The sequence below is a fragment of the Lachnotalea sp. AF33-28 genome, assembly GCF_003477885.1.
Taxonomy (GTDB): domain Bacteria; phylum Bacillota; class Clostridia; order Lachnospirales; family Lachnospiraceae; genus AF33-28.
The window spans coordinates 13,182-34,484 of sequence record NZ_QUEE01000004.1; the positions used below are offsets into that span (position 1 = coordinate 13,182).

Here is a 21,303-nt window from a genome sequence, read left to right on the forward strand (position 1 = left end):
ATGACAGGTTATGAGACAGATCATAAAAACCGCGTAAGAGAGATAGCGCCGGAGTGTATGGTGCTGCTTAAATCAGACGGCAGCTTTCCGCTGGCACAGGCAGGACAGATCGCTCTCTATGGGAACGGTGCACGCCGTACTTTTAAGGGAGGACGCGGTTCCGCAGATGTAAATGTGAAATCCTATCCCACTGTGGAAGACGGGCTGAAAAATGCCGGGTTTAGTATCACCACCGAATACTGGATGGAAGCATATGAAAAGGCGCGTATGAAAGCGAATATCGGTTTTCGTGCATGGTTAAAGGATAAAATATCGGAGGAAGGCATGGATATGCTGATGGAAAATTTAAGCATTGTCATGCCGGAGCCAGATTACGATATTCCGCTTACGGGGGAAGGAGATACCGCTGTCTATGTGCTGTCCCGTCTCTGCGGGGAAGGAGCAGACCGGCAGGCTGTACCGGGAGACCTTTTGATGAGTGAGACGGAAATCCGCGACATTCTGACTCTGCAGCAGCAGTATCCGAAGTTTTTGCTTGTATTAAATACCGGATGTGTGGTGGATATGTCCCCGGTAGCAGAGCAGGTAAGCAATATTCTTCTGCTGTCGCAGCTTGGCATGACTGTAGGGGATTCGCTTGCGGATGTGATTTTAGGCAAAGCATATCCTTCCGGAAAGCTAGCGGCAACTTGGGCGGCTTCTAAGGATTACTGCTGTGTCGGAGAGTTTGGAGACCGCAGCGATACCCGTTATCGTGAGGGAATCTATGTGGGATACCGCTATTTTGACTCGGTGGGCAGGACCCCTTTGTTTCCTTTTGGCTATGGCCTGGGCTACACCACTTTTACAATTTCTGCACAGCAGGCAGAGGTGGATAAAACGAAAGTACGGCTGACGGTAAAAATAAAAAATACCGGTCATGCAAGAGGAAAGGAAGTGGTGCAGCTATATGTATCGGTGCCGGAAGGACAGTTGGATCAGCCCTGGCAGAGCCTGGCGGCTTTTGTAAAAACCGGCGAGCTCGCGCCTGGTGAGATGACGGAAGCGACACTGCAATTTGATATAAGGAGTCTTGCCAGCACCGATGCAGAGCACCATACGAGGATTCTGGAAAAGGGCTCCTATGTGCTGCGGGTAGGTAACAGCAGCAGGAATACGAAAGTCTGCGGCATTGTGGAACTGGATGAGACGGCAGTAATAGAGGAGATTCACGCGGTAGGCGGGGAGACAGACTTTATCGACTGGAAACCAAATGAGGAACAGAAAAAAGCGGCAGAACATCTGTTTACAGCACTGGAACCGCAGAAAGATAAGACAGAGAAACTGCCGGTTTTAAAGATGAAAGCATCTGATTTTGACATAACCGTTCACAGAACTCCAAAGCCGGATCCGAACGCGGTCTCCCTGGTGGAGAGCCTTTCGGACGAGGAGTTGGTGTATCTTTGTACCGGTGAATTTATCGGAGAAGGCAGTAAGAATGTCATTGGAGATGCAGCTATCACGGTGGTGGGGGCAGCGGGAGAGACAACTGGCCGTTTTTCTGACCGGGGGGTTTCGAATCTGGTGATGGCAGACGGCCCTTCCGGTCTGCGCCTGTCCCGCAGATACGGAGTGGATGCGAAGGGTGCCTATCCCATTAAAGAAGAAAACAATCTCATGGAGATTGAGAATAAATTGGAATTGCTTCCGGAAGGTATGCGAAGGGCTTTGAGTGCTATGATGCCTGTCACACCGCCGGAAGAAAGAGCAGGGGAAATCCATGAGCAGAACTGTACGGCAATTCCCATAGCTGCCGCGCTGGCCCAGAGCTGGAATCCGGATGCGGCAGAAGCCTGTGCCCAAATCGTGGCAAAGGAGATGGTTCATTTTGGCATCAATATCTGGCTGGCTCCGGCCATGAATATTCAAAGACATCCCCTTTGCGGAAGAACCTTTGAATATTATTCCGAGGATCCGCTGCTTAGCGGAAAAATGGCGGCGGCCATGACGAGAGGAATACAGAATGAGCCGGGACGCTGTGTGACGATTAAGCATTTTATCTGTAACAATCAGGAGGCAAACCGTTTCCGCACAAGCAGCATGGTAAATGAACGGGCTCTTCGTGATATCTATGCCAAAGGATATGAGATCGTGGTGAAGGAAGCACAGCCGTTCGCATTTATGAGCTCTTATAACCTGTTAAACGGAGTCCATACCTCGGAGCGGAAGGATCTTTTGGAGACGCTTTTGCGGGAAGAGTGGGGATACGAAGGCATGGTGATGTCAGACTTCTTAGGCGGAGATGCGTCCCCCTCGGATGAGATAAACAAATACCGGAAATTTGCATCGGTACCCAGCATCAAAGCAGGAAATGACCTGATGATGCCGGGCGGAAAGGCTCATTATGATAATATTTTAAAGGCCCTTCACGGAGAAGATGCAGAGTGCACCCTGACGCGAAAGGAAGTGGAGAGGTGTGCGGCAAGAAACGTGATGCTGGCATGGAAACTGAAACAATAAACAGAACATAAAGTGCGTAAAAACAGCATGGAAAGGAACAAAATATGAAAAAAATCAGAATCCATCAGGGCTGGGAATTTTGGAAAGACGGTCAGGAACAGGAGAAACAGATCATAGAGCTGCCCCACGATGCAATGATCCTGGAAGCGCGCCAGCCTGATATGGAGAACGGAAACTGCACCGGTTATTATCCGGGAGGAAAATATTATTATGCAAAGAAGTTCTTCGGGAAAGAAGAGTACAAAAATCAGTCTCTGATTCTGGAATTTGCGGGTGTTTACATGAATTCATCCGTTTTTCTCAATGGAGAAAAAGCAGGCGGATGGATTTATGGCTATACTAACTTTTTTGTTGACTTGACCGGAAAGGTTCGAATCGGAGAAGAAAATGAACTGCTGGTAGAGGCGGATAATTCTCTGACACCCAATTCCCGCTGGTATTCCGGCAGCGGAATTTACCGTCCGGTCAATCTGTGGACGGGCGGCCTTTCCCATATTACGCCCCAGGGGCTTCGGGTAAAGACAGTTTCGATCGATCCGGCGGTGATTCATGTGAGCACGGAATATGTGTCGGATGGGGAGTTGTCCGATGATGCGGTTACTGTGGAATATAAGATTTATGACGGCGAAAAAGAAGTGGCATCCGCAGAAGGAACCGCAGCGGAAGTGACCGTTTTGGACGCTAAGCTGTGGAGTGCAGAGACACCCCACCTATATCGTGTAAAAGCGGTGTTAAAGAAGCAGGGCGAGACGGTGGATGAAGCGGAAGAACGCTTCGGGATCCGTATGCTTTCCTGGAGCGCAGAAAAGGGTTTTCAGGTAAACGGAGAGACTGTTAAACTGCGGGGCGGCTGTATTCACCACGACCATGGAATCTTAGGAGCATGTGCTTACGATAAGGCAGAATACCGCCGGGTGAAAAAATTAAAGGAATTTGGTTTTAACGCACTTCGCTATTCGCACTATCCGGCAGGAAAGAACTTCCTGGACGCCTGCGACGAGCTTGGCATGTATGTGATGGATGAATCCTTTGATCAGTGGAAAATACACAATACTACGTATGATTATTCCATTTACTTCGACCGGGAGAGCGAGAAGGATATGGCGGCGCTGGCCTGTAAGGATTATAATCATCCCTCTGTAATCCTGTATAGCATTGGCAATGAGATTGCAGATACCGGCCGCTCCTATGCACCAAAGATTGCGGAGAAGTTTTGCGGCATTTTAAACAGTATAGACGGAACACGTCCGGTGACCATTGCGAATAATGCACCTATGAGCATGGTGGCGGCCGTTATGGAACAATATGAGGGAGAGAAGGGGGCCGAGATGGGCAGTATTCAGATTAATGAACTGCTCACCGCACATCCGGAGCTTGCAGATTCCTTTAAGAGGGGGGCGTTTAATGCCGAAAAGCTGGAAGAACGGGTGGGGAAGGTCTTTGATCGGTTGGATATCTCCGGTCATAATTATGCACATGAATTCTATGAAGGCATCCATGAGCTTCGTCCGGACCGCATCCTTTTGAGCGCAGAGACATTTCCGCAGAGAATGGCTGCAAACTGGAAGTCTGTGGAGGAAAATGACTATCTGATTGGTGATTTTCATTGGACTGCCTGGGATTATCTGGGAGAGACGGGCGTGGGACTTCCTGTTTACGGAACAAAGGAGGCGCCTTTCTCCAAGCCTTACCCCTGCCTGACGGCGGCCTGCGGCTCCTTTGATTTAAACGGATATCCGGAAGCAGCCGCATACTATGCATCAATACTCTGGGGAACCTATAAAAAGCCGTATATCGGCGTCCGTCCGGTGAACCACAGTGAAGAGGAGTATACCATAGGAGGCTGGAGGCTGACAGATGCGGTGGATTGCTGGACCTGGGAAGGCTGTGAGGGCAGAAAAGCGGAGATTCTGGTCTATAGTATCGGAAGCCAGGCAGAACTCTATCAGGATGGAGTGCTTCTGGGCAGAAAAGAACTGCAGGACTGCAGAGCGGAATTTGAAGCCGTTTATCGCGCCGGACAACTGGAGGCAGTAAGCTATGATGAAAACGGAGCCTGCATCGGCAGAACTGTTCTGGAAACGGCCGGGAAGGATATCCGTCTGTCCATCCGTCCGGAGGAAAAAACGGTAAAGGCAGATGCGGATGAGATTGTGTATGTGCCAGTCTGTGTGACCGATGAAAAAGGTACGCTTCGCATGATGACGGATAAAAAGATTCAGGTGACTGTGGAGGGCCCGGGAAGATTACTGGCGCTTGGAAGCGCCCGTCCGGAAACGGAAGAACTTTTCAGCGATCCATCCTATACGTCATGGCATGGCGCGGTGCTTGCCGTGATCCGCTGCAGCGGTGAGCCGGGCGAGATTACTGTGACGGCATCGGCAGACGGATGCGGCAGTGTGTCTGCAAAGATAGAAGCCATTTAAAAGGGAGCTTACGTCAATGAGTAAATTAATCGATGAGAAGTCAATACCTGTACTGCTTCAGGAGATGACATCAAAAGAAAAAATAGACCTTCTGGTAGGAAAAACATCATTTTCAACGCTTGAAATGCCCCGATATGGGATACCGTCCATACGATATCTGGACGGAGCCACGGGAGTGAATATGCTTCAGTATGTCATGGAACTGATCGGAGCAATCATGACAGAGAAGACGGAGGAGAAAGCTGCGGCTGAAAGTGAGTCCACCAATGAAAGCGGTGCCGGAGCAATGGATTTTATGAAATATGTTACAACAAACCTCCCAATTCCGGAGCAGTTTCCTCCTGCAATGCGAGAACTATTGGAAACCATCCGTTCGAAGGTGAAAGAAATCCGCCCGGAGGGAGAGGAACCGGGCTGTTTTCCGCCGGGGATGCTGCTGGGTGCATCCTGGAACCGGTCAGTTATATATGAGGTCGGTGAAGCGGTGGCAAGAGAGGCTATGGCATACGGTGTGGACGTGCTGCTTGGAACGCCCAATACGAATATACAGCGGGATCCGAAGAACGGAAGAGTGTTCGAATCCTTTTCAGAGGACCCGTATCTTAGCAAAAGCCTCGCACCGGTTTTTTGCAGGAGTGTGCAGGAGCAGGGAATGGTAGCGGATGTAAAGCACTTTGCAGCCAATAATCAGGAAACCCTGCGGCAGGGAATTGATGAACACATTTCTGAACGCGCCTTGCGGGAGATATATTTTCCGGCATTTGAAGCGGCTGTGAAAGAAGGAAACGTGGGAACCGTAATGAGTGCATATAACTCCATCAACGGTGTGCCCTGTGCACAAAATGCCTGGCTGCTTACAAAGGTTCTTAAGAAGGAATGGGGCTTTGAGGGGCAGGTTGTCTCCGACTGGGGAGCTGTGGTTGAACAGACAGATGCATTCTTGGCGGGTAATGACCTGGATATGCCGGGGCCGCGGGGAAAAGCAAAATTATATGAGGCAGTGGAGAACGGCACGATTTCCATGGAAAGGCTGGATGATGCAGTAAAAAGGATGCTGCAGGTTATCCTGAAAACTCCGAAATTTAATGGAAAGAAGTATGTGAGAATTGATAATGAGCTTTCGAAGGCAGCTGCCTATCATGCGGCGGCAGAAGGAATCACGCTGCTCAAAAACGAAGGGCTGCTTCCCTTAAAAAGAAATACAAAGGTGGCCTTATACGGGCGTCTGACCGATCGCTTTATGGAGTCGGGTTCGGGAAGCGCACAGGTGGATACTTCAAAATTCACAAGCTTGCCATTAGAAATTGCACGTTACACGGATAGCGTTCTGAAAGAAGAAGTAAAGGATGAGACGGATGTTGTAATCATTACGGCAGGTGCTTGTGGACAGGAGGGAAAAGACCGTCCGGATATGGATTTTGACCCGGAAGACAAAGCGATGCTGAAGGATACGATCCGGCTTGCCAAAGAGGCGGGGAAGAAGGTAATTCTTCTCTTGAATGTGGCGGGACCGGTAGAGCTGGAAGCGTTCATGAGTGACATCGACGCGCTGGTATGTCTCTATTTCCCCGGCATGGAAGGTGCAAGAGCACTGGCTGATATTCTGTTTGGTCAAATCAGTCCCAGCGGAAAGCTTCCCATCACATTTCCCAAAACCTACCGGCAGACGCCCACAGCTATTAATTTCCCGGGAGAATTCGGACAGGTTAACTACGGGGAGGGAATTTTTGTGGGATACCGTTATTATGATTATAAAGGAATTGAGCCGCTGTATCCCTTTGGGTTCGGCTTAAGCTACAGTACCTTTTCTATGCGGAATGCTTCCGTATCAAAGACACAGTATGATAACCGTTCCCAGGAGCCCTTAAGGGTCAGTGTTCTTGTGAAAAATGAAGGGCACATGGAAGCAAAGGAGGTTGTGCAGCTGTATATACACTGTATCAAATCAAAACTGCAAAAGCCGGAACAGGAGTTGAAGGGGTTTGCAAAGGTCAGCCTGCTTCCGGGAGAGGAGACAGTTGTCTGTTTGGAACTTCTGCCGAAGGATTTTGCATCTTATGATACGGAACGGAAAGCCTGGACTGCAGAGCCGGGAGAGTATGAAATCCGGATCGGCAATTCCTCCCGCAATATCATGGCAAAAACGTCTGTGACGGTAACAGGCTGCAATCCGTACGGGTGCTCGCTGCAGGCTCCGATTGCGATGATTGCAGAGCATGCGCATGCGATACTGGCCTGTGAAAGCGTGTTTGGAGATAAATTTGAACGTTCTAAACTGAAAAGTGATGTGGTTTATTTTGGAAGTACACCGCTCTATGTATATTTAGAGAAGAGCATACGCGGAGTGGATAAAGCTTCTAAGGAATGGGAAACGATGCTAAAGAGATTGGAACAGAGATTGGAAGAATCAGAAATGTGAAGGAGAACAGCCATGAAGATCGGAGTCAATACATATGGGCTTTCCAGTGCTTTATCAGGTGAATCGGAACAAATATGGGATGAACTAAAGACAATGGGAGTCAGCGCGATAGAGCCGTGTTTTATTTTTGGTTCAGATGATTTGCAATTGAAACATTCTGATTGGATGGAAAAGACCGGATTTATCTTTTGGAAAGACGCAGCCCGGAGGATTGTAGAAATTCGCAGCCATGGACTTAAAGTACAGGGAGGGCATTTTGCGAGCACAGAGCTTCTCGGGGAAGGACGGGATCTGGTTGCAGAGCAGATGGTCCGGCTTGCGAAAGAATGCGGTTTGAAATATTACTGTCTGAGCCTGATGGTATCTGCCATACAGGAAGCGGAGAAATATATTCCTGCATTAAGATATATTGCAGAAAAATTAGCTGAAGAAGGAATTGAACTTTTATATCATAATCATGAGTCGGAGCTTGTGGATGACAGTAATGATACCGTGTTAGCTTATTTTCTGCGAGAGATTCCTGCTATGAAATTGGAGCTTGACGTAGGATGGGTATTCTATGCAGGGAAAGATCCAGTGGAGATAATGCGTTTGTATCGGGAGAAACTTAGAATTATTCATTTTAAGGATATTACGAGTGACGCATGTCAGGAGAACAGAGAGCATTGCTTTACTGCAATCGGAGAGGGAGCTATCCCGCTGCAGGAAATTATACAGGAAGCAGAACATCTTCCGCAGCTGTATGAGATTGGATATGTAATTGATCAGGACAGGAGCGAGACGGATATATTACAGGATACAAAAGCTTCAGTTATGAATATAAATGCCGGGATGTGTGTCTCCAGGAAGATAGGAGTAGAGAATTGTCCGTTTTTGCTGTCAGTTTGGTCCTATCCTTCACTTCATGAAAGACAGCAGAATTCTTTTTTTAAACTTTGCCAGGCATGTGTAAGGAATGGGATACCATATATTGATTTGATGAGTATTGAATTACATGCCTACGGTATGGATGCTGTAAAGCATATAATGACAGCAACAGGCATCAAGGTGAACTGTTACATTGTTGTCCTTGATGTGTCTTCGTATATTCCGGAAGATATAAAGAAAAGCATGAATAAATATTTTGCTGAGGCAAAGCTTTTGGGGACGGATAAAATCATGATTATCCCATATGGGATAACCTGTTCTGATGAAAAGGAAGAACGTGCCGCTGCTGATAAAATCATAAAATGCCTGCAGATTGCAGAGAAGGAAGCTGCTCGATGTGATATCACAGTCTGCGTGGAGGATACCCCTTCCTGCCATATCCCTCTTTCCAGCACAGAAGAATGTCACTATATATTGAGTAAAGTTCCTGGTCTTAAGCTTGTATTTGACACTGCAAATATGATAGCAGGAGGCAGTGTCCCCCTAGAGTCTTACGAAAAACTCAAGGGGTATATCAGCCATGTACATCTCAAGGATGTCTGCTATGGAGAAGATGGAGATGAATGTGCGGATGGGCGAAAAATCGTCTGCGTACCCTGGGGGCAGGGAATCGTCCCTCTTAATCAGCTGATGCAGCGAATGAAGGCGGATGGATGTACAAAGACAGCAATGATTGAATACACGGAACCCGAGAATCATTCTTATATGGGACACGAGGAACACTTGCAAAGATTTCTCGCTATGTTTGATAAATGGGGGGGAGTGACAGAACCTGATACGCTGACATAAAAAGACGAGATAAGGAGAGCGTTTTATGAACTTTGAGAAGGTAACGCATTATTTGGACAGCTTAAAAAATTTATACAATGTGCGCTGTACTGACTGTATCATTACGAAGGAGCATGAAATTATCTACCGGCATCTGACGGGAACGGCAGATTTTGAAGATACGATTCCATTGACGAAACACAATCTGCATGACATATTTTCTGCATCCAAGGTACTGACAATGACGGCAGTGATGCAGCTTGCGGAGCAGGGAAAGCTTGGGCTGGAAGATGAACTGTCAAAATATCTGCCGGAATTTGCAGAGATGAATGTGGTAGCTAATCTGAATTTACCGGAATTTGTGGCCTCCGGGCAGTGGATATTGGGGTGGCCGGATGAGACTTCCCAGCAGGTCCCGGCAAAAAACAAAATTTATATTCAGGACATGATGTCCATGACAGCAGGGTTTTCCTACCATCTGGCCTCCAATCCGGTTTTGCAGCTGTTAAAGCAGCATCCTCATGCCAGCACACGGGAGATTGTACGGGAATTTGCGAAGAATCCACTCCTGTACGAGCCCGGTACCCATTATTCCTACTCCTATGCCCACGATATCCTTGCGGCAGTGGTGGAAGTGGTCTCCGATATGAAATTCAGTGATTATATGACGAAGAATATTTTTGAGCCGCTGGGTGCCAGGGAGCTTTATTATCAGATTCCGGAATCAGAGAAGAACCGATTGACAGTGCTGTATGGGTATGATACCGAAAGAGAGAAACATGTTCCGCAGATAGTCAATGCAGCCAGAATGAATGACTGTTATGAGAGCGGAGGTGCAGGGATCGCCTGTACGGTTGAAGATTACAGTAAAGTAATCGATGCATTGGCCAATGGCGGGGCCGGTGCTGACGGTGCAAGGATATTGAAACCGGAATCGATTGCTAAAATGAGTGAAAACCGGTTGAATGAGCAGCAGCTAAAGGATTTCCATATCGGAGGAAAACTGGAGTACGGATATGGACTTGGGGTGCGCACACTTCTGGATCCCACAGCTTCTAAGAGCCCGCTGGGAGAATTTGGATGGGATGGCGCTGCCGGTGCCTACGTGCTGATAGACCCGGTCAATCATCTGTCTCTGTTCTATGTGCAGGCGGCACCGGACAGCGGAACTGCATTCTCTGACATACATCCCACATTGCGGGATTTGGTATATGATTCCCTTTGAACTGAATGGCTGGAAAGTATTGATAAATGGATGTCAGGAGGAGATACAGTGAAAGAAAGAAATACGTTAATGGCAGGCGCTGCCAGAATGGATATTACTCCCGCAGAGGAGCTGCTGCCGCTTCCGTTTGTGGGGCCAATCAGCTTTCAGTTTATTGCAGACAGAATCCATGTCCGCGCATTATATATTGAGAATTTACAGGAGAATACCCTGCTGGTTGCATTTGATATGGGAGAGGTTCCATATCCGCAGGAAACCGTGGAATTTATCAACGAAATATCAAATATCAGAAATGAGAATATTTTTCTGACTGCTACGCATACGCATGAAACGCCTTTTATCGGATGGCCGTTGATGCCGGCAGACGTTGAAACAGAAGCAAAATATCGCAAGTGGTATGAACAGATTAAGAATGCGGTCAGGGAAGCGGTTCTTGAAGCCATATCATCAAAACGCGCTGCCAGATTGGGTTATGCAGAAGGAAAATCCTATATAAACGTAAACAGAGATGAGCTCATTGATGGGAAATGTGAGGTTGGGAATAACTATGAGCGTCCCAGTGATAAGACACTTGCTTTAGTAAAGCTGGAGGATGAAGAAAAAAATCTGATTGCTCTGGTTGTTAACTATGCATGTCATGCGGTTTTGCTGAATGGCTGTCTGGTAAATGATGGAATTGGGATCAGCGGAGACATACCCGGAAGAACCAGTACAAGTATTGAGGATCAGCTGGGAGGCGTTGTATTGTGGACATCCGGAGCAGCCGGTGATCAGAATCCACGGGTTACAACCAATTACGGTTATGATGAGACCGGTTTCAGAACAATATCCCTTGGTGAAGCCGGATACATGATACTGGATGGCATTGTACGGGAACATGTCAGAAATATACTTTCGGTCAATCAGCGGATAGTTTGTAATGTGGATTCTGCCCGTATTATTTCTCTGGAAAAGATTGTACTTGTAAAAGCGAAGGGAGCAAAGGAGGAAGAAGCACCATCCATTCCCTTTACCTTGAAGTTATTACGTATCGGAGAACTGGCGATTATGGGTATCTCCGCGGAGGTAGTGACAATAGTTGGTGAAAATGTAAGAAAGGTTTCAGATGCAGAACATACAATCATGATTACGCATGCTCAGGGATGTATGGGGTATGTGCCGGATGATTGGGAATATGAGCATCAGTCCTTTGTTGCCGGTTCATCTTTGATTGAAAAGGGATGTGCCGAACCGGTCTTTATTCGTGGATTTGAAGAAATGTTCGGAAATCAGAATGGTTAAAGAGGAGGGGATACGATGGAATTATATAAAGACTGCTCTTATTCACCGGAGGAACGGGCCGATGATCTGCTGAACAGACTTTCACTGGATGAAAAAATGGCTCAGATCGCAGGACTCATCTGCAGACCGGTGCTGACAAAAGAGGAAGCAGAGCCTTTACGCCGGATGTTCCCCCATGGAGCAGGGCAGGTATCCGCATTGGTGATGGGGGGCCTGCATGCTGTAAAGGATGCCCGTAAGATGCAGCGGATCCTGCAGACGATGGTTATGGAGCAGAGTGAACATCATATTCCGGCGGTATTTCATTTGGAGGGATTAAGCGGAGCCTGGGTGGCAGGCGGGATGAGTTTTCCTTCCGGAATCGGACGGGGAGCTTCCTTTGATCCGGAATTAGAGGAAAAGGTTGGGGCAATTACCGCCAGACAGGAACTGGCAGTCGGTATTACGCAGATTCTATGCCCGGTCTTGGATATAGCAAGAGATCCAAGGCATGGCCGGCATGGAGAAGCCTATGGGGAAGATCCCACACTTGCAGCAGCTATGGGGAGTGCAAATGTCCGGGGGATACAGGGGCAGGAAGTTTACGGCCTGCACGCAGAAGCCTGTGCCAAACATTATATGGCCTATCATATGTCCGCCGGAGGAATCAACAGCGCACATACGCAGATCGGTCCGAGAGCTCTGCGGGAGATTCATGGGAAGCCATTTCAGGCAGCGATCGCAAAGTCAGAGCTTCGCGCGGTAATGCCCTGTTATAATGCTGTGGATGACGGCCCGGTTTCGGCATCCCCTGAATTTCTGACGGAGATACTTAGAGGTGAAATGGGATTTAAAGGTACAGTTCTCTCTGATTACGGGGCGGTCAGCAATGTTCATACGGTTCACTATGTAGGTGAGACCATGGAGGAAGCAGGATACCGGTGCCTTACTGCCGGGATGGATGTGGAGCTGCCCATGCCGGTGGCATTTGGCACCGGATTAAAGCAGATGTTTGCGGAGGGCCGGGCGGACATGGCAGTGCTTGACCGAGCTGTGAAAAGAGTGCTTACAGAAAAATTCCGTATGGGGCTTTTTGAGCATCCCTTTGGATTGGAAGAGGAAGCGTTTGATGCGGTCTATCAGAGTGAGGAGGATCACCGGGTATCCTTGCAGTCCGCGAGGGAATCATTGGTGCTTCTTAAAAATAACGGTGTTTTGCCGTTGAAAAAGAAATGTAAAAAAGCAGCGCTGATCGGTCCGCATGCGAATTGGGCAAACCACTATTTTGGCGGTTACAGCGCGTTATCCGGAGCAGAAGCATCTGCTGCGGCCTCCAACAGTCAGGCGGGGATTGCCGAAAATGATGCTTCCAATGCCAGAGGGGCGGTTTTGATTCCCGGCACCCAGGTGCAGTTTAGTGAAACCGAGATCTTTAAGCAACAATTGGATTGGGTAAAAACGGATTGCCCCACGCTGTTGACCTGTTTGCAGAAGGCGCTGCCGGATACGGAGGTAGTATATGCCCATGGCTATCAGATTGTGGGAGACAATCGGGATGAATTTGCGGAGGCGCTGGAGGTCTGTAAGGATGCGGACGTAATTCTGCTGACACTGGGCGGGAAAAACGGAGGCGGATCCGTTTCGACTATGGGGGAAGGTGTGGACTCGGCAGATATCAATATTGCGGGCTGTCAGGACAGCTTCATTCGGGAGGCTGCTAAGCTGGGGCATCCTATGGTGGGAATACATTTTGACGGACGTCCCGTTTCCAGTGATGCGGCGGATCAATATCTGGACGCTATCCTGGAGGCATGGAATCCGGCGGAATACGCCGCACAGGCAGTGACCGAGGTATTATGCGGACAGGTTAATCCCTCCGGGAAGATGCCGGTGACCACTGCGCGCTGCGCGGGACAGATACCGGTATATTATAATCATCCCAACGGCTCTTCCTGGCATCAGGGGGAAAGCTGCGGCTTCCGGAACTATGTGGATATCCCCCATGAACCGAGGTATTATTTTGGCCATGGCTTATCCTATACCACGTTTTCATACAGCAATCTTAAAGTGAATGGGAGTGAACAGGAAGCACAGCCGGTAAGCCCCAAAGAGAAGGTTATGATTTCCTGTGATATTACAAATACCGGAAAGCTTGCGGGAACAGAAATTGTACAGTTATATCTTAAGGATACTTTTGCCTCCATGCTCCGGCCGGTGCAGGAACTGCAGGGTTTTGCGCGGGTAGCGTTAGAGCCGGGGGAGACAAAGACAGTGACTTTTGCCTGTGCTCCCAGCCAGATGGCATTTCTGACACGGGATATGCGGTGGAAAGTCGAGGCGGGGAAGATTGAGGTATTTATAGGGGCATCTTCCGTTGATTTGCGGCTGCAAAATAGTTTTATCATAACAGAAGACGATTTCCCAGTGGGCAGGGAACGGGAATTCTGGGCAGAAGTACAGATAGTGTAAGCAGCGGTGAACAGAACATATGCACTGATCCGTTTTGCCGCCTGTCTTTATTTTATTGTGTTGTTTATGGTATACTATCGACAGATATTATACTGCGCTGATTTTCGTCTGCGCAGCAGACAATCTCCTAAGAAAATCATGCGCATCCCCCAAGAGGGGTCATGTCAGCTTGCTGACGTGGCATAATTTAATAAAACAGCTGTCGATAAGGAGGAAGGAAAATGAAAAAGCGAATTCATATTTTTTTGCGCAGTCTGTCATTTAAGTGGGTGCTGATTACATGTATTGTTGTGCTGCCGGTGAATATTCTGGCGGCGGTGACAGCCGGCATGATGAAAAATTCTTACAGGGAAAATCTGCTTTCCTCCTATAACAGCTATTTAAACATTTTCAGTGAGCGGGTGGAGGTTGAGCTTGCCTCCTTGCAGACGCTCATGCAGAATTTTTTGGACGGTGCGACTTTAGTAAAGTTGAATTTTAACTATTTGGATGATTCAGTGGTGGAGGTGCTGCGATTCAAAAAATATCTGGCCAACAGCAATGCATGGAGCGGTTTTTCAGGTATTTGTACCATATGGGATCAGGAAAAAGACATTATAAGCTTCATAAACCGGGGAAACCAATATACGAAAAAAGATTTTGACAGTCTGGAACAGAAATTACGTCAGGGGGATGTTGAAATACCGAAGACGGGGGAGTGGAAGTGGGTAACGGTGGAAGAAAAAGCATTTATCATGCAGTATTATGACTTCCCCAATTTTTCTTTTGGAATTTTACTGGATATTGCGGATATCTTGCAGGATTACTACAGCTCTTCCGAAATAACCGAGGGTGAGATATACTGGGCAGGCGAAGACGGCAGACTGTTTGCATTTTATGATGAGACCGGTTTTCAAATTGTGACGGGAGAAAAGAATCTGGCAGAGCTTCAGGCTGACAGTCAGACTGTTTTGGAGAAAGGAATCAATGGCGGAACCTATCAGCTGATCCAGGTGGTTGATGAGGCCCTGTTCATGAAGGATTTTCTTAGATTACCCAGATTGATTTATATCCTGACCATGGTAAGCTTTATCATTTTGCCTGTCATGTATGCCCTTGCAAGGGGGCTTGTAATGAAACCTTTGATTAAGCTGGTGGGAGCCATGCAAAGACTGGAAAACGGCGATTTGGAATCCCGGATAGCGGAAAAAGGCGGGTCCATGGAGATGGATTTTCTCTATCATAGCTTTAACCACATGGTGGATGAACTGAACCGTCTGGTGATTTCCTCCTATGAGCAGGAGATTGAGAAGCTTCGGTCAGACGCAATTAATATGCGTCTGCAGGTGAATCAGCATATGGTGCTGAACTTCTTAAACACCATTTACAGTCTGTCCCAGGTTGGAAAGAATGAACAGATCGGTGAATTTTCTATTTTGCTGATGAATTATTTCCGTTATGTTCTTCGGCAGAATGTTGATCTGGTTCCGGTGAAGGAGGAACTGGACTTTGTAAGGAATTATCTGGAAATCCAAAAGATGAGATTCCCAAACAGCTTTACCTGTGTTTATTCCATGGAACCGGAAGCGGAGAATATTCCAATTCCCCAGCTGTTGATAGAGAACTGTGTGGAAAATGCGGTGAAGTACGGTTTGATTATGGGCAGCGAAATAGAAATCATCATCAACATCCGTGTAGAAGAAGAGCGGCTGTTGATTTCCGTCTGTGACACGGGAAACGGCATGGAATCAGAGGTGCTTGAAAAGCTCAATACCGGGAAAGTCATAGAAGACCGTAACGGTGTACATATTGGTATCTGGAACTGCCGAAGAAGATTGAAGTATTATTATGGTGATCAATATGCAATGCGGATTACCAGCCAGCTGGGAGAAGGGACACAAATATGGATGGAGCTGCCCAAAGAGCCTTGTGATAAAGAGAAAACAGCCCGAGCTTTGCATGATATGGGGAGGATGCAGTGATGAACATATTGTTAGTAGATGATGAAATGCTGGCGATAGAAGCTATCTGTGCAAAAGCGCCTTTTGAAAAGTATGGGATTACCAATGTACTGACGGCAAACAGCATGCAGCAGGCACAGAGTATTATTCAAGATAACCGGGTGGATATTGTGTTCTGCGATATTGAGATGCCAAGCGGCAGCGGACTGGAATTGATGGAGTGGATGAATGAGAATTATCCGGGAATTGTGAAAATAATCCTAAGCTGTCACAATGAATTTGAATTTGCCCAGCAGGCAGTCAGTATGTCATGTCTTCAGTATATTTTAAAACCAGCCACGCCGGAAGTGATGGATCAGGCATTGGCCAAAGCTGTGGAGCGGGTTTTAAGACAGGATTCGGAAAAAAAGCTTAAGCAGATGGGGGAACTGTATGTCCGAAACCTCACTGATACGGACGAAGGGAACAACCGGGATATTGCTGAAATTGTGCAGAAATACATCACAGAGCATGTGCAGGAAGAGCTGGTGGTGGAGAAGCTGGCACAGATGGTCTATGTGTCACAGAATCATCTGGCACGTTGTTTTAAGAGGAAGTACGGAAAAACGGTGTTGGAATATATCTCGGATTATCGTATGGATTTGGCAAAAAAACTGCTGCAGGATACCAATATGACAGTGACCATGGTTTCTGCAAAGGTGGGGTATCCAAACTACGCTTTCTTTACTAAAAAGTTCAAAAAATACAGCGGTTATACACCCAGTCAGTATCGCAGCCTTTTTACGAAAAAATCAGGCAAAAGTGAATCATAGCGGCAGGATGGTGAATTTGAACACAATCCGGTTGATTTTGAAGCATACAAAACCTAGTGATTTAACTTAGAATGTACTCATAAAGATAAATCACACCGGCGGAGATTTTTACATAAACCGGAGAGAAGAAAGGAAGGGGTTTTATGAAAAAAAGGGTACTGAAAAAAATGGGAGTATTTTTGCTCGCAGTAATAATGGCAATGACATTGCTTAATGGCTGTGGCAAGAAAGAGGGGGGAACGAATCCGGAAACAACAAAAGCCGGCAGTGAACCGCAGAATGAAACCGGAAGCAGTGAAGGCAATGAAAATACTGGAGCCGAGGAAAGCAGTGAAGACAGCGGTGAATGGACCGGAGAAATCTCAAAGATCATTATGACTTACCCTACCGGCGGTGTAGAGCCTACGGATATGCGGCTTGTGCAGGATGCGATCAATGAAATCAGCAGGAAAGAGGCTGGCGTGGAGATTGAACTGAAGCCGGTTTCTATATTTGAAATCGCTTCCACCTGCCCGATGTGGATTGGCGGAGGGGAGCAGATTGACCTTATGTGCATAGCGTTTACCGAGCTGACGCCTTTTATCACACAGAACATGATAGAGCCCATGGATCAGTATTTGGATTTGATGCCGGATGTACAGAAATGGGTGGACGAGGGATATCCTATTTTAAATAGAGCCTCTACGGAACAAGTGTACGGAATCGCTCCTTTTAATAACCAAGTAGGGCGTGCAGGCGGATATATGATTGCGGTGGAGGACTTGGAAGCTGCGGGACTTTCTTATGAGGACGGACAGCTTGTCACCCTGGATGATCTGGATGAGATCTTTGCAAAGATTAAGGAGGCAAAACCGGATGTTACACCTTGTGGTGTTGCAGGTAATATGGACCGGGCAAGTATGACCTTTGTATTTGATGCGCTGGGAGCGAGTGCGTCCTCGGGAGTAGTAATTGGGCTGGATTCCACAGAGGTAGTCAATATGTATGCTTCCCCGGAGTATAAGAATTATCTGGATCATGTGCGCAGTTGGTATGAAAACGGATATGTATTAAAAGATGCCGCAACCACAGATATATCTTTCGAGGAATTAAGCATCAGCGGTGCGTTAAGCGGCTATTTCAGTGAAGGGCAGGCAAACCTTTGCTACATGCTGGAGAAAAAAACAGGAAGAGATTATATCCATCTGATGTTTAATGAACCTTATAATGCTGCGGTTGCATCGTCCGGCGGAGCTTACTGGACGATTCCGGTAACAGCGGCGGAGCCGGAGGCAGCAGCCAGATTTTTAAATCTGATGAATAAGGACAGCCGGATACCGAACCTGTTCCTCTACGGTATAGAGGGAACCCATTATGTGTATACGGACAAGGAAAAGGGAGAGATTGGATATCCGGAAGGCGTAGATGCTTCTACCTCAACTTATAGCTATGGCATTGGAATTTATGGAAATATGACGGAGGCGGTAACTTTGGGGCAGAATACCCTGGAGGAAGATAAGATTTGGTCTGACACCGCCCGCAACCGTCCGACAAAGGCTTACGGCTTTTGCTATGATGCTTCGGCGATGACCAATCAAATTATTGCAGTGGAGGCTGTCATCAATGAATATGTTCCTGCATTAACAACGGGAAGCGCTGACCTGGAGCCCACATATGCAGAATTTATCAGCAAGCTGGAAGCCAACGGTATCAATGAGATTATTGCTGACAAACAGGCACAGTTTGATGCGTGGCTGAAAGAGCAGTAAAGGCTGATAAAAGATAAAGAGTTATTCTATATAGGGAATGGGCAGCAATGTCCATTCCCTCCTTAATTAAGGGAAGCAGATAATGAGAATATGACAGAGTCTGGTTTGAAACCGCATAGGAGAAAGGAGTTCTATGATGAGATTTAAAGAGCAGGGATTAAAACCCATCAGCGCATATTTATTTCGATTTTCACCGGGTGAATCCGTGGAAATAATCCGGCAGAATCTGCAGAGAGTCAAAACGTTAGGTTATAAGCAGGTGATTGTTACCTACCAGTCAAAGCAGGGGAGAAAACAAGTGCCTTTTGATGAAGACTATTTTGGTGCAGTTGACTGCCTTGTGGAAGCATGCAGGGCAGAGAATATGCCCTTTTGGATTCCGGATTTCACCGATTTTCCAACGGGAAGCGCGGGCAATGCGCTGGAAAACGGAGAGCATCCGGAATTGAATAAACTGTTCATTGACGAACGGCATATTGATATCTGCGGTCCGATGGAGGAAGCAGTCATAAATATGGATCATGTACGCAATATTGCCTTTGGAAAAGCATTGCACCGCTTCGAAACCATTGATTTATCACAGAGAAAAGAGATTTCACTGACAGCCTTTCAACTCTGCGAGAATCCCGAAAACGCTGCAGCGCCGTATCTGATGGAGGATACAGCGATCCCTCTTGACAGTTATGTCAAAGACGGATATCTGACCTGGAATGTTCCCCAGGGCCGATGGCGAATTTTTACTGTCTTTACCACAAGAGAAACTTCCGGCCGTCCACATTATGTCAATCTATTGAGCCGTGAGTCAGTCGCCCTTGAGATTGAAACGGTACATAAAAAGATTTATGAGCATTTAAAGGATGAGCTTGGTACTCTCTGGTACGGATTTTTCTATGACGAACCGGAGGCAGGAAATGACGGTGGGGAGAAGGTTTTTGATTATTTTATGCTTCCCGGAAAAAGGTCGCAGTTTATGGATGATTGCGAGGTATATTCCTGGAGCCCGGAGATGCCGGAAGAAATGGAAAAACGTGATTCTGAATGGAGGAAGAAGCTGCCCTGTCTGTTTTATGATGGAATGGGTACTTATAAAGATTTCCGCTGTGCTTACATGGACGCCGTATCCACACTGATTCAGGAAAATTACGCAAAACAGGTTTATGAGTTTTGTCAGGAGAGAGGAATTTACTATTTCGGGCATTCTCTTGAAGATGAGAATTCACATACGAGATTAGGATGCGGGCTGGGGCATTATTTTAAGCACCAGTATTATCAGGACGAAGCGGGGATCGACGTTATAGCAGGTCAAATCCTTCCGGGAAAAGATCAGGCTGTTACCTGGTACGGCGCTGCAAATGCGGATGGTGAATTTTATCACTACGGACTTTCCAAGCTGGCCTCTTCGGAGGCACATATCAATCCGCTGAAAAAGGGACGTTCCGTGGTGGAATGTTTTGCCCTATACGGTCAGCAGGGACTTGCAGAGAGAAAGTTTGTACTGGATCACATCATGGTAAATGGTGTAAACAGGATGTATCTGATGGATGAGGGCTGCTATGGGGAATCGCCGGAATATTCGGCTTCTCTGATTGACTATTCAGACCAGATATGCAGCCTGCTTTACACCTCAAAGTCTGAAATTAAAACTGCAATTCTATACCATGCAGAAGCAGAATGGCGGGAGGGCGAAAAAGCGCAGAAATGCCAGAAACCTGCCAGAGAACTGGCGAGAAATCAAATCAGCTACGATTTTATTCCTGCGGATGTTTTTACGTTCCCAAAACGTTATGACACGGTTACGGAAGATGGGCTGGAAATTAATGGACACAGATATGAAGCCTTCATAATTCCTGCCTGCGAAAAGCTTCCGGAGTCTGTGGCCGCGTTTGTCGATAAATGCAGAGAAAGCAATTTTCCGGTCTTTTTTGTGGACCGCATTCCGGAGGAATGTGCAGATACAGTGTCATCTTCCGGCAATGTGAACTGCACCAGTCTGAAAGAACTTGCGGGAAATGTAAGAAAAGTGATTTCACCGGATATTGATCTGGAATCTGCCAGGAAAGAATGGTTCCGGTATCTCCATGTGACGAAAGACGGGGAACAATTTTATCTGATTCACAATGAAGCGCCCAGAGGAAGTGCAGAAGCGGTGATTGCCATTCAGGGCAAAGGAGAAGTACTCTTATGGGATGTGATGAGCGGACAGCTCTTTTGCCCGGATCAGGAAGAGACGATGGACGGGAGGATTCGGCTGAAACTTACCTTTGAGCAATATGAATTAAAGGTTCTTTATCTTCCGGGGACAAAGATACTTACGGAACGGATAGCTAAGATTGCCAGAGCAGAGGAACATAATGCCTCCTGGGAAATCGAATATCCGGACGGTGTTGTTGAAAAATCAGAAGGAAATATACCTGTGCGGCCGGAAAACCACACCGGCCCTGGTTTCTACGGAAAACTCATTTACAGAACGAACGTGTCTTTTGGAGATAAAATTCCGGACTGGCTGTATCTGGGCGCTCTGTCGGACTGCTGCGAGGTCTTCCTAAACGGAGGGAGCCTTGGAAAACGTGCGGCTGCGCCTTACCTCTTTGCAGTTTCTGATAAGGTAAAAGAGGGGGAGAATCAGATTGAGATTGAGGTATATACAAGTGCGTCAAACAGCCGCAGTGATCATACCATCTTTGGAATCCCTGTGGATTCCCTTTCCGGTGTTCCATATGCCACGGTTCTTCCCATGGGGATTCTCGGTCCGGTGAAATGGCTGTATGAATGACAAAACAGATAACATTTAAGGTGGGAGAAGGAGCGTG

General features: G+C 47.2%; 11 protein-coding genes. All 11 read left to right on the plus strand.

The annotated features are described in order from the left end of the window. Nucleotides 1-2,499 (plus strand): glycoside hydrolase family 3 protein, encoded by a 2,499-nt coding sequence (locus DWZ56_RS06635; RefSeq protein WP_199679555.1) that lies wholly within the window; start codon nt 1-3, stop codon nt 2,497-2,499. Nucleotides 2,500-2,543: 44 nt separating this feature from the next. After that, a complete protein-coding gene (locus tag DWZ56_RS06640) occupies nt 2,544-4,925 on the plus strand; it encodes a glycoside hydrolase family 2 TIM barrel-domain containing protein (RefSeq protein WP_118555613.1) in 2,382 nt (793 codons plus the stop codon). A gap of 16 nt (nt 4,926-4,941) precedes the next feature. After that, a complete protein-coding gene (locus DWZ56_RS06645) occupies nt 4,942-7,344 on the plus strand; it encodes a glycoside hydrolase family 3 N-terminal domain-containing protein (protein ID WP_118555614.1) in 2,403 nt (800 codons plus the stop codon). Between the two features lie 12 nt (nt 7,345-7,356). Beyond that, nucleotides 7,357-9,060, plus strand: a complete 1,704-nt coding sequence (locus tag DWZ56_RS06650; protein WP_118555615.1) for a sugar phosphate isomerase/epimerase family protein — start codon at nt 7,357-7,359, stop codon at nt 9,058-9,060. A gap of 25 nt (nt 9,061-9,085) precedes the next feature. Then, complete coding sequence (locus tag DWZ56_RS06655; RefSeq protein ID WP_118555616.1) at nt 9,086-10,264, plus strand: serine hydrolase domain-containing protein; 1,179 nt, start codon at nt 9,086-9,088, stop codon at nt 10,262-10,264. Nucleotides 10,265-10,312: 48 nt separating this feature from the next. Continuing rightward, complete coding sequence (locus DWZ56_RS06660; protein ID WP_158584481.1) at nt 10,313-11,545, plus strand: neutral/alkaline non-lysosomal ceramidase N-terminal domain-containing protein; 1,233 nt, start codon at nt 10,313-10,315, stop codon at nt 11,543-11,545. 15 nt (nt 11,546-11,560) lie between these two features. Further along, nucleotides 11,561-13,993, plus strand: a complete 2,433-nt coding sequence (locus DWZ56_RS06665; RefSeq protein WP_118555618.1) for a glycoside hydrolase family 3 N-terminal domain-containing protein — start codon at nt 11,561-11,563, stop codon at nt 13,991-13,993. A gap of 221 nt (nt 13,994-14,214) precedes the next feature. Next, nucleotides 14,215-15,954: a sensor histidine kinase gene (locus tag DWZ56_RS06670; protein ID WP_118555619.1), complete on the plus strand. Its 1,740-nt coding sequence runs from the start codon at nt 14,215-14,217 to the stop codon at nt 15,952-15,954. Beyond that, entirely contained in the window at nt 15,954-16,745 is a 792-nt protein-coding gene (locus tag DWZ56_RS06675) for a response regulator transcription factor (RefSeq protein WP_118555620.1), read from the plus strand. Before DWZ56_RS06670 ends, DWZ56_RS06675 begins: the two co-directional genes overlap by 1 nt. A 143-nt stretch (nt 16,746-16,888) precedes the next feature. Beyond that, nucleotides 16,889-18,493, plus strand: coding sequence for an ABC transporter substrate-binding protein (locus tag DWZ56_RS06680; protein ID WP_118555621.1), 1,605 nt, complete (start codon nt 16,889-16,891; stop codon nt 18,491-18,493). A 133-nt stretch (nt 18,494-18,626) separates the two neighbouring features. Beyond that, entirely contained in the window at nt 18,627-21,266 is a 2,640-nt protein-coding gene (locus DWZ56_RS06685) for a hypothetical protein (RefSeq protein WP_118555622.1), read from the plus strand. The last annotated feature ends 37 nt before the right edge of the window (nt 21,267-21,303 follow it).